The organism is Pseudomonas sp. AB6, from assembly GCF_034314105.1.
Lineage (GTDB): Bacteria > Pseudomonadota > Gammaproteobacteria > Pseudomonadales > Pseudomonadaceae > Aquipseudomonas.
Genome location: NZ_JAVIWJ010000001.1, coordinates 2,453,180 through 2,467,101, shown reverse-complemented (window position 1 = coordinate 2,467,101; position 13,922 = coordinate 2,453,180). Strand labels below are relative to the sequence as shown.

The window sequence follows — 13,922 nt, the reverse complement described above, 5'->3', positions numbered from 1 at the left end:
GAGAACCTCAAAAGCGAAGTGACAGGGGCTGCGTCATGGCAAATCATGGCTCGCGTAAAACGCCGTTAATACTTTTACCAGATGCGCCAGGTCCTGGCTGCCCGCTAGTTCACGGATCGAGTGCATGGCGAAGGTTGGCAAGCCGATGTCCACGGTGCGAACTCCCAAATGACTGGCCGTGATCGGCCCGATGGTCGAGCCGCACGCCATGTCGCTGCGCATCACAAAGCTCTGCACCGGGACTTCTTGCGCCATGCACAAATGGCGGAAGAAACCCGCGGTTTCGCTGCTGGTGGCGTAACGCTGGTTATTGTTGACCTTGATCACGGGGCCGGCGTTGAGTTTGGGGCCGTGATTGCTGTCGTGCTTCTCTGCGTAGTTCGGGTGAATGCCATGGGCGTTGTCCGCCGAGATCAGCAGCGATTTTTGGATTGTCCTTACGTAATCTTCGGCATCGGGCATCAGGCGCTGAAGGATCTGCTCCAGCATCGGGCCATCTGCGCCACAGGTAGAGGACGAGCCGACTTCCTCGTGGTCAGTACACACCAGCAGGCACGTCTCGTCGGTTTCGGTGGACAGCAATGCTTGCAAACCGGCAAAGCACGACAGCAGGTTGTCGAGCCGTGCACCGGCAATAAAATCTCCGTGCAGACCAATAACAGCCGCACTTTGGGTGTCGTAGAAACTCAGTTCGTAGTCCAGCACCACATCGGCGTTCAAGCCGTGTTCGCGGGCCAGTTGATCGGTAAGTAAGGCGCGGAAGTCTACGCGTTCATCACCGGCGACCTGTGCCAGAATTGGCGGCAACTCATTTTGGGCATTGATCGCCCAGCCTTCATTGGCGGTGCGGTTGAGGTGGATCGCAAGGCTTGGAATGACGGCGATGGGCAGCTGGAAATCGATCAGTTGGCTTTCGACCTTTCCGTCACGGCGGAAGGTCACCCGACCTGCCAGCGACAAGTCGCGGTCGAACCACGGGGCGAGCAACGCACCTCCATATACTTCGACCCCCAACTGCCAGAAGCCCTGACGTTGCAGCTCAGGCTGTGGCTTGACCCGCAAGCAAGGGCTGTCGGTGTGCGCGCCGACGAGTCGGATGCCGCCGATCACGGGTGAGAGGTGGCCCAGCTTGAACGCGACAATTGCCGAATCGTTACGGGTTACGTAATACCGCCCGCCGGCTTCGGTGGTCCAGGTCTCGCGCTCATCGAGACGCTGATAACCGGCCGCTTCCAGACGTTGGACTAGGCTGGCGGTGGCATGAAAAGGGGTAGGGGAGGCCTTGAGAAAATCGATCAGGCCTTGATTCAGCGCTTCGCGCATAAGTAACTCCAGACAGCGATGGCGCGAGTTTACCGTATTGGCCTGCGTCGTGTGGTCACACGGTGCATATTGCGCGTATCTGATCTGTAGAAGGAATCAGTTTGTTTTTAAAACGGCGCAGGGCACTCAAAACGCAAACGTTCGCCAGTTTGTGGATGGGTGAAGCTCAGCATGCTGGCGTGCAGGCAAAGGCGCGGGAAGGCCGCCAGCGCTTGCGGATGCGCGTACAACCCATCGCCCAACAACGGATGGCCGATTGACAGCATATGCACTCGTAATTGGTGCGAACGCCCTGTAACAGGCGTCAGTTCCACGCGGCAATAATCGCCACAACGCTCAAGCACTTTCCAAAACGTCAGCGCGTGCTTTCCGAATTCATGATCAACCACGTGCCGGGGTTTGGTCGGGGGGTCGTAACGCAACGGTAAATCGATGCTGCCGCTGTCCAGCTCCGGTTGGCCCCAGCACAGCGCGGTGTAAGCCTTTTCGGTTTCGCGGTCATGAAACTGCCGCGACAGCTCGCGATGGGTATCGGCGTCTCGGGCCAGCAGGATGATGCCCGAGGTTTCCCAATCCAGACGATGGACGATGCGGGCTTCTGGGTAACCGTTTTCCTGCAGGCGGGTAATCAGGCAATCCTTGTTGTCATCGGCACGGCCGGGGACGGAAAGCAGCAGGGTCGGCTTATCGACCACCAGAACGCCGGCGTCCTGATGAATGAAGCGGATGTTCGACAACGGCATGTGCAACGAACCTCGAAACGCTAGAAACGCCAACGGCGGTAGTGCGCACCTGCTTGATCAGAAGGTATGCATTACCGCCGTTGGCACCTTCCGGATCAACGATCTGGAAGGGTGATATTGAGTTCCAGAATGGAACAACTGCCTTGGCTTTCCAGAGCGACATGCACTTGGTCAGACTCGATGTTGACGTACTTGCGGATCACTTCTACCAGCTCTTTTTGTAGCGCAGGCAGGTAATCCGGGGTGCTACGTTGGCCGCGTTCATGCGCCACGATGATCTGTAGACGCTCTTTCGCTACCGAGGCTGTGCTTTCTTTTTTGCGGTCACGAAAGAAGTCAAAAATATTCATTCACGACCTCCAAAGACTCGCTGAAACCAACCCTTCTTTTGCGCATCAATAAACCGGTGTGCCACTTCTTTGCCCAGTAAACGGTCTACAGCATCGCTGTAGGCCTGACCGGCGTCGCTCTGGTCATCAAGAATGACCGGGATGCCCTGGTTGGACGCCTTCAGTACCGCTTGCGACTCCGGGATCACGCCCAGCAAGCGGATGGCGAGGATTTCTTCAACGTCTTCAACGCCGAGCATCTCACCTTTAGTGACGCGCTCAGGGTTGTATCGAGTCAGCAGCAAGTGCTCCTTAATCGGCTCTTCGCCTTTCTCGGCCCGACGGGACTTGCTTGCCAGCAGACCAAGCATACGGTCCGAGTCACGCACCGAAGACACTTCCGGGTTGGTCACGACAATGGCTTCGTCGGCGAAATACATCGCCAGGTGCGCGCCTTTTTCGATGCCTGCCGGGGAGTCGCAGACTACGTATTCGAACGTGTCCTTCAACTCCATAAGGATTTTTTCAACGCCCTCTAGGGTCAGTGCGTCTTTATCGCGAGTCTGGCTGGCGGCCAGCACGTAAAGATTTTCCAGGCGCTTGTCTTTGATCAAGGCCTGGGTAAGTGTCGCTTCGCCGTTTACCACGTTAACGAAGTCGTACACCACACGGCGTTCACAGCCCATGATCAAATCCAGGTTACGCAAGCCGACGTCGAAGTCGACAATCACTGTTCTGTGGCCGCGCAAAGCGAGACCGGTACCGATAGCGGCGCTGGTGGTGGTCTTACCCACACCACCCTTGCCGGATGTAACCACGAGAATCTTGGCCAAGGTGTTTCACCCCTAGAGGAAAAGGACAGTTAGTCCCTGAAGGGCACCTCTTTGAAACGGCACAGCCGAGCAACGCTAAAAATCGTGAAAGCTAAAACAGGTTTAACGGGCAGGTAATCCCGCGTTTTCTCGATTTCCAACGACATTTGCTACGATTTTGCGACGAATCAGAGATGCTTTAAAAAAGCGGCAGTATCCGTTAAAGACGGGTGATGTTCAACACGTCACCGGACAGGCTTACCTGTACCCCGGCACCCCACAGCGGATCTCTGCGCAGATCCTCGGACACCTTGTATTGCCCAGCGATGGAGACCAGTTCAGCACCCAACTGCTGGCAGAAAATCCGGGCCTTGGTGTCACCCTTGATTCCGGCCAGCGCTCTACCGCGCATTGGGCCATACACATGGATGTTGCCATCGGCCAGAAGTTCCGCGCCGGGGCTGACCGAGGCGATGACCACCAGGTCGCAGCCTTGGGCATAAATCTGCTGGCCGCCGCGCACAGGGGAGGTAATGATCTTGGTCGGTTTGAGCGTCGGCTCAGGTGGTTTTTCGGGTTTTTTCTTAACCGTATCGCCCTCGGCAGGCTCCAGCGGTCGTTCCCGAGCACCGGACGGCGGCAACACTGGCAGATCAATGGCGATCGCGGCCGCGATGTCTTCAATGCGATTGGCGCGAATAGCCAAAGTGCGTAAGCCATGTTGACGGCAAACGCGCATCAGGCCCGGCAAGTCCACCGCACCTTCGCCAGCGGGCAGCTTGTCTAGCGCCAATACCAACGGCGTATTGCTGAAAAAGTTGGGGGCCAGGGCGACCTTTGCCGCCAGTTGGCGATCAAGGGCTTCGAGGTTGTTTCGGGCCAGCTCAAGCACCGTGATGGCGAGCATGCTGCCCTTCAACTGGAACACTGGATCCTGGTCGTGCAATTCGATTTGGCTCATGGTCGGCATTAAGCAGCTTGTCACTAAAAGTGCCGAGACTTATAACCAGAACGCCCGCCAGCCGCAAGCCAAGCTGAACGATGTAGAATGCGCGGCCATTGTCTTGACGGAAGCTTTAATGGACCGCCCGCGATTTCGAGCTCATTTTCTTCATCCACGCTTCTGGCCGCTCTGGGCAGGCCTGGGCCTGCTCTGGCTGGTCGTTCAGTTACCTTTTGGGGTGCTTGTGGCGATGGGCCGGGCTCTGGGTCTGGTGATGTACCGGTTCGCTGATGACCGTCGGCGCATTGCCGGGCGAAACCTGGAATTGTGCTTTCCACACCTTTCATCCGACGAACGTAAACAGTTATTGAAGGAAAACTTTGCCTCCACCGGCGTCGCTTTTTTTGAAATGGCCATGAGCTGGTGGTGGTCCCCTGCACGGTTGGCCAAGTTATCCCAGGTCGAAGGTTTGCAGCACCTGAAGCAAGCGCAACTGGACGGCAAGGGCGTGATCCTCATGGCGCTGCACTTCACCACGCTGGAAATCGGCGCAGCGTTGTTGGGCCAGAAGCACACCATTGATGGCATGTACCGCGAACATGACAACCCACTCTTTGATTACATCCAGCGTCGTGGCCGTGAACGACACAATCTGGACTCTCTCGCTGTGGAGCGCGAAGACGTGCGCGGCATGTTCAAAGTTCTGCGAGCCGGGCGCGCTATCTGGTACGCGCCGGACCAGGACTACGGCGCCAAACAAAGTGTGTTTGTGCCGTTCTTTGGTATTGCGGCCGCCACGGTAACGGCCACCAGCAAGTTCGCCAAGCTGGGCCGCGCCATAGTGATTCCGTTTACTCAGCAGCGTTTGGATGACGGCAGCGGTTATCGGCTGGTGATTCATCCGCCGTTGAGCGATTTTCCAGGCGAAAGCGATGAGGTCGATTGCTTACGGATCAACCAGTTTGTAGAGCGCGCCGTCTTGGAATGTCCGGCCCAATATCTGTGGGCTCATCGACGCTTCAAAAGCCGACCACCGGGGGAGCCGAAGCTGTATAAGAGGCGGGATCTTCAAAAGAAAGGTTAATCAATAGAAAATGCCGATCCGCGCCGCAGAACACACTAGCCCCAACCCCGCTGAGTTGGCCGGTGGGGTCGCTATCAATAGCGCATCCGAGCCCATCACCGGGCTCATTCTATCGGGTGGCGGCGCACGTGCGGCCTATCAGGTTGGCGTCCTTGCTGGGATCTCCGAACTGATGCCTGCGGGTACGCCCAATCCCTTTCCGGTGATCGTGGGAACATCGGCAGGCGCAATTAACGCAGTCAAGCTGGCAAGCGGCGCGGCGCATTTTTGTTCAGCGGTTCATCAGTTGGTCGATTTTTGGCAAGGCTTTCGCAGCCATCAAGTGTTGCGCAGTGATTGGGCGGGTGTGATTCGACAGGCGACTCGCTTCGTCGGCCACAGTTTGTTAGGTGTGGGCTCGCAAGTCCCGGTGGCGTTGCTAAACAGTTCACCGCTGCGTGAGCTGCTAAACGCGCGTTTGGACCTGGAGGGTATTGATCGCGCCATTGTAGCCAAGCATCTGCGCGCAGTGGCAGTGACGGCCTTCGGTTACGAGTCGGGGCAGGCGGTGACGTTTTATCAGGGCAAAGGCACTATCGATTCGTGGCTGCGTCATCGCCGGATCGGCTTGCCCACCCAGTTAACGGTGGATCACCTGCTCGCCAGTTCAGCGATTCCTCTGCTGTTCGCCCCGGTCAAAATCGATCAGGAGTTTTTTGGCGACGGCGCGGTGCGGCAATCAGCGCCAATCAGTCCGGCGCTGCACTTAGGGGCGAACCGAGTATTGGTGGTAGGGGTCAGCGGTAACCCGCGCGGTATTGAAACCAATAGCTCGATACAACGAGTGAAGGTCGGCACGCAACCGACCCTCGCGCAGATCGGCGGACACATGCTCAACAGTACGTTTATCGATAGCCTCGAAAGCGATATAGAGTTGCTGGAAAGGCTAAATATGCTGAGCCATCTGCTGCCGGGGGGGCAACCAATACGTACGTTGGGCTTGGCGCCGGTGGAGGTGTTGGTGATTTCGCCGAGTCAGCCTATTGATGAAATCGCCGCCCGTCATCGCCATGAGCTGCCCCCTGCGCTGCGCACGTTCCTGCGTGGGCCGGGGGCGACTAAAACCAGTGGTGCCGGGGTGCTGAGTTATTTGCTATTCGAGGCGGGATATTGCAGCGAACTGATTGAACTGGGTCGCCGTGATGCCTTGGCCCAAAGCGATCAACTGAAGCAGTTTTTGCGGTTGGGGTGAGGCTTGGCCGGTACATGTGGGCCAATATTTTGTGAGCGACTCAATCAGTCAATTTGTCATCACGAAAATCCCGCAGGGCTTGTTCGATCTCTTCCCGGGTGTTCATCACAAACGGCCCGTACTGCACGATAGGCTCACGCAGTGGCTTACCGGCAATCAGCAACACCTTGGCCCCCGACGCGCTGTGCAGCTGCACATCACCTTCTTCGGACAATCTGGCCATCTGACCAGCCACCATCGCTTGCGGCTGACCTGCCAACTCAACGGTGCCTTCGTACACGTATAAAAACACCCGGTGGCCCTGCGGGATGCGCGGGCTGACGCGGGAACCGGCGGGCAGGTGCAAGTCGAAATAAAACGGCTCAGTGTCCGGCCGCTGTACGGCACCGGTCTGCTGTACTTGGCCGTCGTCAAAGATACCCGCCATCACCGTTACGTTTACGCCGGCTTCAGTGGTCAGCTTGGGCACATTTTCTGGCTGTACGTCCTGATAGCTCGCAGGGCCAAGCTTGGTTTTGCCAGGCAAATTTACCCATAGCTGAAAGCCGCGCATCGTGCCTTCTTCCTGTTCCGGCATCTCGCTGTGGATAATCCCGCGCGCCGCGGTCATCCACTGCACACCGCCGCCTTGCAGCAGCCCGACGTTGCCCATGTGATCTTCGTGCCGCATGCGGCCTTCGATCATATAGGTCACGGTTTCAAAGCCACGGTGCGGGTGCGACGGGAAGCCGGCGATGTAATCGTCAGGCGTGTCCGAGCCGAACTCATCCAGCATCAAGAACGGATCAAACAATTCGGCGCTCTGCCCGCCAAACACGCGGGTCAACTTTACGCCAGCACCGTCGGAAGTCGGCTGGCCGGTATGGATCGCCAACACTGTGCGAAATTGAGTCATTGCGGCAACTTCTGATTAAGTGGGAATGGCCGACATGCTATGCCGAACTGACCGATCAATGGGCGCGATTTTTGCGAAGGGTTGATCGAGTTTATCGATGGGTTGGGCTGTAGTGCTATGTGTTCAGGTCTTTGCGAACAAACTTGGTCCCACCTTCAATCGGATTATCGGCAGGGCAGAATTTATTCAGGAATAAGTTAACGCGGTTGTTCTGATAGCCCTCGGCGGCATTTTTTGCCATGCCGCCGAGAGCTATTCACAGGCGGTTATTCTGCTATCTGCAACTTACGCGCTTGGGTATAAACGTAGCGTACTTTCTCGTACTCGAACGGCGAGTTCAGCGATCCATAACGGAACGAGGTGGTGTAACGCTTGTCGATAGCGCGCAGCAGGTAGATTTCCGGATGGTTCGTGCTGACCTGTGACACATTCAGGAAGTTGATCTGCGATTCGGCGGTGAAGTCGAACACCAGGCCACCGGTGTCACGCAAGTTTGATGGACCCAGTAATGGCAGCACTAGATAAGGACCCTCTGGGACTCCATAGAAGCCCAAGGTTTGGCCGAAGTCCTCGGCCTGGCGCGGCAATCCCATCGCCGTTGCAGGGTCCCACAACCCTGCAATCCCAATGGTGGTGTTAAGCAACAGGCGCCCTGTGGTTTGGAGCGAACGGTGGCCCTTGAACTGGAACAGGCTGTTCAGCAAGTTGGAGATATCACCCAAGTTGCCGAAGAAGTTGCTAACGCCTGCGCGCAAGAAGCTCGGGGTAACGTATTTATAGCCATTCACCACCGGCAAGAACACCCACTCATCAAAGCGATAGTTGAAGTGGTAAACCCGGCGGTTCCACGACTCAATGGGATCGTAGACATTGAGTGCGTTGAGGGTGGCCCGTTCGAACTCGCGCTGGTCCAGCCCAGGGTTGAATTTAAGTGACTTCAACGGCTCGGTAAAACCGTCCGGGTCAGAGGCTCTGGCCACGGTCGCCGGATGCGCGGCCGGGGTGACATCGGCCGCATGAGCGACGCCTGCGCACAGCAGGGCAGCGATAAACAAAAGACGTTTAGCCACGGAAAAACTCCAGCATGGCGTCGCTGTTGACGCGGTAATTAAGGTTGCCGCAATGGCCGCCGTATGGGTAAACGGTCAAACGATCACCGAAGGTCTTGCGCAGAAAACCGAGGTCGCCAGCGCCCAGGATCACGTCGTCAGCGTTGTGCATGACCGCAATTTTCGGGCTGTTGTGCAGGTAATCTTTAAGCGCATACAGGCTGACCTGATCGACCAGTTGCAACAAGCTTCCGCCGTCGGTCCGGGCGCGCCACATTGGAATCACTTGGTTGGTCAGGTAGCAATCGAAGTCGCATTGCAACGCACGTTTGAGAAACGGCGTCAGGCTGGTGCCTTCGGTGATCGGGTATTTGGGCGGCGTAATCAGCCCGCGACGGTTGATCAGGTCAGAGGTGAAGGCGATGTCGGCAGCCGAGAAGCGAAATGAGGTGCCGATCAGCATCGCCATCTGCTCATTGGTCAAATGTTGCTTGGATTGTTGGAAATCAAACAACAGCGCATCGTTAAGGTCGATATAGCCTTTTTGTTTGAAGTAACGGGTCAGCTTGCCTAACACCAGCTCATAAAATGTGGTGCTGTTGTTGATGCCTTTAACTTCGGTCTGTACCAGTTTGTCTAGATTGCTGATCGAGGTGTAAAGGTTGACGGGCGGATTGAGCAGCAGCACGCGCTTAAAGTTGAAGCTATGGCGGGTCTCGTCCAAATGACTGACGAACGCTGCGTCCAGTGCGCCCAGGCTGTAGCCGGTCAAGTAATAATCGGTGATCTGCAAGTCCGGTTGTTGCGCACGCACAGCCTGCATGACCCTGTACAGGTCTTCGGCGTCATCTTTGGTCACCCCCGGAGTGGCGAATCGTGAGGCCGCACTCATAAAGTCGTAACTGGTCGGCGACGATAACTGCACAACGTTATAGCCCGCGCCGTAATACAGCTTCTTCAGGAACTCATTGATGGTGCTGGTGTAGGGCGCCCCGGTGCCTGCGATCAAAAAAATCAGAGGGGCAGGGTGATTTTGCTTCGCCAGGCGGTAATGCAGTTTTTTAACCGCCCAGAAGTTATCCGGTAGGGTGAACTCACGCTCTGGACGCAGGTTGAGCGTGTAGTCCGACTGATTGATGTCCGCATCGGCCGGGAGCTTTGGTTGCAGATCTGGTGGGGTTGAGGCGATTGTTGCTTCAAACGGGTTCGTCAAAGGGTAGCCATAGGTGGCGGGGTCAATATCAACCGCCAAGGCAGAGGCACTTAAAACGAGGCCGCCGACAAAGGCAGCGAAGCGCTGAAAACGGGGCATGACTAGATCCCTTAGGAAAGTGCAGGTTGAGATACGCAGGCTATGACCACGGGTGTAGTGCCAAAGTGCCGCACTTGCAAGAAAACGCCCCCTAATCAAGTCGCGAAGATACACGGTCCGCCCACGCTATAAACAGTGCGCGTGGTCTCAAACGTGCGTCAGTGTCTTGCATCCCGGCGTTGGGCGATTATGCTGGGCGCCATTTGGCGATTGTTCGCTGTTTTTTGGAGTGCCGCATGTCCCGCCGTTTGCCGCTGATTGTGCTGCTTATTATTCTGCCACTGTGGTTCGCCGCCAGTTACGGGGTGCGCTTTTCGTTGATGGAGGACGCTCGCTGGGTCGGCATTTGCGCCAATGAAGCATTGGATTGGCAGTGCCAGGTGCGGTCAAATCTTGGGTTGATAATTCACTTTGGCACTTTGGGCTGGGCGGCACTGATAACGTCGCTCATCGCGTTATTCTTGCCGGGTCGCGTGGGATGGGCAATGGCGGTGCTGGCGATGCTGTTCGGTATTGCGGCGTTGGTACTTTACAGCGCGAGCCTTGCAGTATTTGCGGTGGTGATTGCGGGGCTGCGATTAGTCAGGGCCAGTCGAGCCAAAGCGCTGTAGGCGATAGGTAACAGCGCGGTGAATTCTTTCTCAAACCCCAGACAGCACTGAGGGGAGCCTGAGCTCCCCTCTAATCGTATTGCATGCTCTATTTTTATTATTTTAGGGCGGCCTGTTATTGTTTTTGGCGACCAATCCCTTACTGCAGTTCGTGCGATCCCCATTCGGGATCAAGAGCAAACGTATTTTTTTGAGCGCTGTCCTGCTTTCATCACTCACGTGATCCAACCAGTTCGGGAGCTACCTGACGGTAGTTTTATTGTTCTCTACCCGGTTGTGGGATCGAAACCCCGGTAAAGCATTTCCACTCCAAAAAAATCGGTTAGCTACGCCTCTGTCCGTGTTGTTCTTGTTATGTCAGAGCCGATACGTATTGTTTTTATTGGGTACTGCTTCGTTTCTTGTTTTTGTTATGCAGTAGAGATAGCAGAACCCATGCCAACTTTATAATTTTCATATAAATCAATAACTTAAAAAATTCAGACTTTAACAGCTCATCATACTCAACAGTGTTTGTTTCCGTATTACCCGGTTAAACATTGGCCTTTGTGGGGCCGGTAACACAATTTTCACAAAGGTCGGTTACGCACTCGCAGGCAGCGCCAGAGTGCGGCGGTAGCAAGCAGGCTGACCAGCGCCCAACCCCAAGCCTGTTGGTTGAGCAACCCTTCTTGGTACAACTGCGGCGCGATACCTGCACCGACGATAAACGTCAGCAGGGCAATCTCTCTGCGTGGCACTGCCACCGGCCGAAATAGATAGAACACCGCCGGGAGCAACAGCGCCGCTGTTGGGAAGCTGCGGTAACGCGCGTCGAACACCAGCGCCAACATCATAACGGCCGCGACAAAGCCTGTAGCCGCTACCCACCAACCAGCGCGAGCTTGGAACCAGATGAATGCACGTCCCCGCCAGCCGTCTTTTGCCGAAAGCGTCAACGCCGCGTGGGCGAGCACCATCAGATTCAATCCGACTAACGCTGTCGCCCAGACCCACTCCCCGGCAAAGCGGGCGGTGACCCGCGCCAACTCACCCCAAGTGCCAATGCAGCAAGCGCCCAACGCGGCCAGCAATGGCAAGACCAGCGCTGAACGGGTGGTCGACACCCGTCCGGCCACCACCAGGGTCAAAACGAATAGTGCGCCACTGATCGACAGCCAAAACGGCCAATACGTCAGATTCGATACCGGGCCTGCGAGCACCCCTTTTTCTTGACGATCTGCGTCGAACAATCCCCAGTAACCACCCACCGCGCCTTCGGCGGCGCGCTTCCAGGGTTGGTCGAAGGCTTCGATCAAGTTGTAACGCCAACCGTTCTTTTCTGCCATAGCGACAAAGCCACGAATAAAGCGTGCTTCGTTAGCTCGGCTGGGTAGCGCTGTTTCTCGTTGGCGGCCTTCGCTGGGCCAGCCGGTCTCCCCAATCATGATGTCTTTGGGGGCAAAGCGTTTGCCGAAGGTTTCACGAACTTGCGCGACATGTTGCAACGCATCATCAATGCCACTTGGATTGTCTTCCCAGTACGGCAACAGGTGAATCGTCAGGAAATCCACCGCTGGAGCGACTTCCGGGTATTGCAGCCAAAAGTCCCAAACGTCGGCGTAGGTGACCGGCTGCTTGACTTGGCTTTTGACCTCCCGGATGAGTTTGACCAACTGCGCGCCGGTCACTTCCTTACGCAGTAAGGTTTCGTTACCAACGATTACCGTCGTCACCACATCAGCGTTGGTATTAGCCGAAGCGATCAGCGCTTTGATCTCTATTGCGGTGTCCACCGGATTAGCATTGACCCAGGCTCCAATCATCAATTTCAAGCCGTGTTTACGCGCCAGCGTAGGAATGTCTTCCAGACCAGTCATTGAGTAGGTGCGAATGCATTGGAAGTTTTTCGCAAGCAGCGCAAGGTCGGCGTCCATCCGCTCTGGGCGCAGCTTGAATGGTTGATCGAACGGCGATTGGTCTTTATCGAAGGGGGTGTACGACGCGCATTGCAATTTATGCGTAGGGGTGGCGGCGTCGGGCAGGATAACCGGCTTGCCCAAACCGTACCAAAAGCCACTCATGGCGATCAGGGCCAGTACACAGGCGAATAGATAGGGTGCAACGGGAAAGCGTGAAATGGCGGGCATGACGGGGCCGAAATAGGGCGAAGGCCGGCATGTTACCTGTATTTATCCTGAGGCTGGAGAGACCCTGGGCATTTGGTGAAGGGGGGTAATGCAAAAAGACATGCAAGGTTCGGGCGGAGCTGATCATTTATTTGCGTCGGTTTGTCGTTAGTAGCATGGCGATGTCGTTTCTCGCTGCCTTGAGGTCGCTGACAGAGCAGGAACGTTCCCATCGCAGGTTGATTATCAGGGCGCCAGCACACCGCTACTGTTGCTAGCGGCGAACAGGTGAGACGTAAAGGGGCGGCAGCGCTCCAGAACCGGGCATAACAGCGGTCCCTTAAAAAAACGTTAAAGATGCCCGACACTCGTCGGGCGCAGCATTTGGGGAAGTAACGATGAAGATGCGACTAATCCTTGGCGCAGGTGCTGCTTTGGCACTGGCGATCAGCTCCACTCTGGCCCTTGCAGATGCAAAACCCGAACTTTCCATCGGCTATGTTGATGGCTGGTCCGACAGCGTTGCGACCACCAACGTAGCCGCCCAGGTGATTGAGCAAAAGCTCGGTTATCCAGTCAAACTTCAAGCAGTTGCGACCGGGATCATGTGGCAAGGTATTGCTACTGGAAAACTCGACGCCATGCTTTCGGCTTGGCTGCCCGTGACTCACGGGGAATATTGGACCAAGAACAAGGACTTGGTTGTCGATTACGGTCCTAATTTCAAAGACGCAAAAATCGGTCTAATCGTTCCTGAGTACGTAAAAGCCAATAGCATCGCCGACCTGAAAACGGACACCTCCTTCAAAAACAAAATCGTCGGGATCGACGCCGGTTCGGGTGTGATGCTCAAAACCGATCAGGCGATCAAAGACTACGACCTGACCGGCTACAAACTGCAGGCTAGCTCCGGTGCTGCCATGATTTCTGAACTGACCCGTGCGGAAAACAAACATGAATCCATCGCCGTGACCGGCTGGGTTCCGCACTGGATGTTTGCCAAGTGGAAGTTGAAGTTCCTTGAAGATCCAAAAGGTGTTTATGGCGCTGCTGAGACGGTTGACAGCATCGGTAGCCTGGGCCTTGAGAAGAAAGCACCTGAAGTGGTCGCGTTCCTGAAAAAATTCCAATGGGCTTCTAAAGATGAAATCGGTGAAGTCATGCTCGCTATTCAAGACGGCGCCAAGCCTGAAGCCGCCGCCAAGGACTGGGTTGCCAAGCATCCGGATCGTGTTGCTGAGTGGACCAAGTAATCGCCTGAACGCGTCTAACTAGGGCCTTTGAAGGCCATCTGTCGTTATCGCCAGATGGCCTTTCGCTTTCATTCTGAAATTCTTCGCGTCAATCCCCTTCGTAAATCCTCCCAGACACTACGCTTGGTCATGCACTGACGACTTTCGCGATGATTGTGTTTCTACTACTAAGGTCGTCTGGAGTGCGGGCTAGAGCAGACTAAAGTGCAATGCGTTACATCTAATCTGT

Annotated in this window: 13 protein-coding genes; 4 read left to right on the top strand and 9 right to left on the bottom strand. The window is 55.9% G+C overall.

Features of this window, described 5'->3' with window-relative positions:
- Positions 1-33: 33 nt before the first annotated feature.
- From RGW60_RS11590 to minC, 5 genes are all read right to left on the bottom strand, one after another.
- Entirely contained in the window at positions 34-1,323 is a 1,290-nt protein-coding gene (locus RGW60_RS11590) for a M18 family aminopeptidase (protein ID WP_322204744.1), read from the bottom strand.
- Positions 1,324-1,430: 107 nt separating this feature from the next.
- Positions 1,431-2,066, bottom strand: coding sequence for an RluA family pseudouridine synthase (locus RGW60_RS11585; RefSeq protein ID WP_322204743.1), 636 nt, complete (start codon positions 2,064-2,066; stop codon positions 1,431-1,433).
- A 95-nt stretch (positions 2,067-2,161) separates the two neighbouring features.
- The gene (gene minE, locus RGW60_RS11580; protein WP_322168238.1) at positions 2,162-2,416 is read right to left on the bottom strand and encodes a cell division topological specificity factor MinE; all 255 of its coding nucleotides are present in this window, start codon (positions 2,414-2,416) and stop codon (positions 2,162-2,164) included.
- Entirely contained in the window at positions 2,413-3,228 is an 816-nt protein-coding gene (gene minD / locus RGW60_RS11575; RefSeq protein ID WP_322204742.1) for a septum site-determining protein MinD, read from the bottom strand. Before minD ends, minE begins: the two co-directional genes overlap by 4 nt.
- A gap of 199 nt (positions 3,229-3,427) precedes the next feature.
- Positions 3,428-4,168, bottom strand: a complete 741-nt coding sequence (minC, locus tag RGW60_RS11570) for a septum site-determining protein MinC (RefSeq protein ID WP_322204741.1) — start codon at positions 4,166-4,168, stop codon at positions 3,428-3,430.
- Between the two features lie 118 nt (positions 4,169-4,286).
- Here minC and RGW60_RS11565 point away from each other — a divergent pair, with 118 nt between their 5' ends.
- The gene (locus tag RGW60_RS11565) at positions 4,287-5,234 is read left to right on the top strand and encodes a lipid A biosynthesis lauroyl acyltransferase (protein WP_322206898.1); all 948 of its coding nucleotides are present in this window, start codon (positions 4,287-4,289) and stop codon (positions 5,232-5,234) included.
- A 10-nt stretch (positions 5,235-5,244) separates the two neighbouring features.
- Positions 5,245-6,465, top strand: a complete 1,221-nt coding sequence (locus tag RGW60_RS11560; RefSeq protein ID WP_322204740.1) for a patatin-like phospholipase family protein — start codon at positions 5,245-5,247, stop codon at positions 6,463-6,465.
- 40 nt (positions 6,466-6,505) lie between these two features.
- Here the strand turns inward: RGW60_RS11560 and RGW60_RS11555 are convergent, their stop codons facing one another.
- The 3 genes from RGW60_RS11555 to RGW60_RS11545 form a co-directional block, all read right to left on the bottom strand.
- On the bottom strand, positions 6,506-7,360 hold the full coding sequence (locus tag RGW60_RS11555) for a pirin family protein (protein ID WP_322204739.1): 855 nt from the start codon (positions 7,358-7,360) through the stop codon (positions 6,506-6,508).
- 266 nt (positions 7,361-7,626) lie between these two features.
- Entirely contained in the window at positions 7,627-8,430 is an 804-nt protein-coding gene (locus tag RGW60_RS11550; protein WP_322204738.1) for a VacJ family lipoprotein, read from the bottom strand.
- A complete protein-coding gene (locus tag RGW60_RS11545; RefSeq protein WP_322204737.1) occupies positions 8,423-9,721 on the bottom strand; it encodes a serine/threonine protein kinase in 1,299 nt (432 codons plus the stop codon). The genes RGW60_RS11550 and RGW60_RS11545 overlap by 8 nt, the downstream gene beginning before the upstream one ends.
- A 236-nt stretch (positions 9,722-9,957) precedes the next feature.
- Between RGW60_RS11545 and RGW60_RS11540 the strand changes: the two genes are divergently transcribed.
- Positions 9,958-10,332: a hypothetical protein gene (locus RGW60_RS11540; protein ID WP_322204736.1), complete on the top strand. Its 375-nt coding sequence runs from the start codon at positions 9,958-9,960 to the stop codon at positions 10,330-10,332.
- Between the two features lie 569 nt (positions 10,333-10,901).
- Here RGW60_RS11540 and RGW60_RS11535 read toward each other — a convergent pair.
- Positions 10,902-12,503: a glycosyl hydrolase family 17 protein gene (locus RGW60_RS11535; RefSeq protein WP_407074090.1), complete on the bottom strand. Its 1,602-nt coding sequence runs from the start codon at positions 12,501-12,503 to the stop codon at positions 10,902-10,904.
- 335 nt (positions 12,504-12,838) lie between these two features.
- Between RGW60_RS11535 and RGW60_RS11530 the strand changes: the two genes are divergently transcribed.
- The gene (locus RGW60_RS11530) at positions 12,839-13,693 is read left to right on the top strand and encodes a glycine betaine ABC transporter substrate-binding protein (RefSeq protein WP_322204734.1); all 855 of its coding nucleotides are present in this window, start codon (positions 12,839-12,841) and stop codon (positions 13,691-13,693) included.
- Positions 13,694-13,922: the final 229 nt, after the last annotated feature.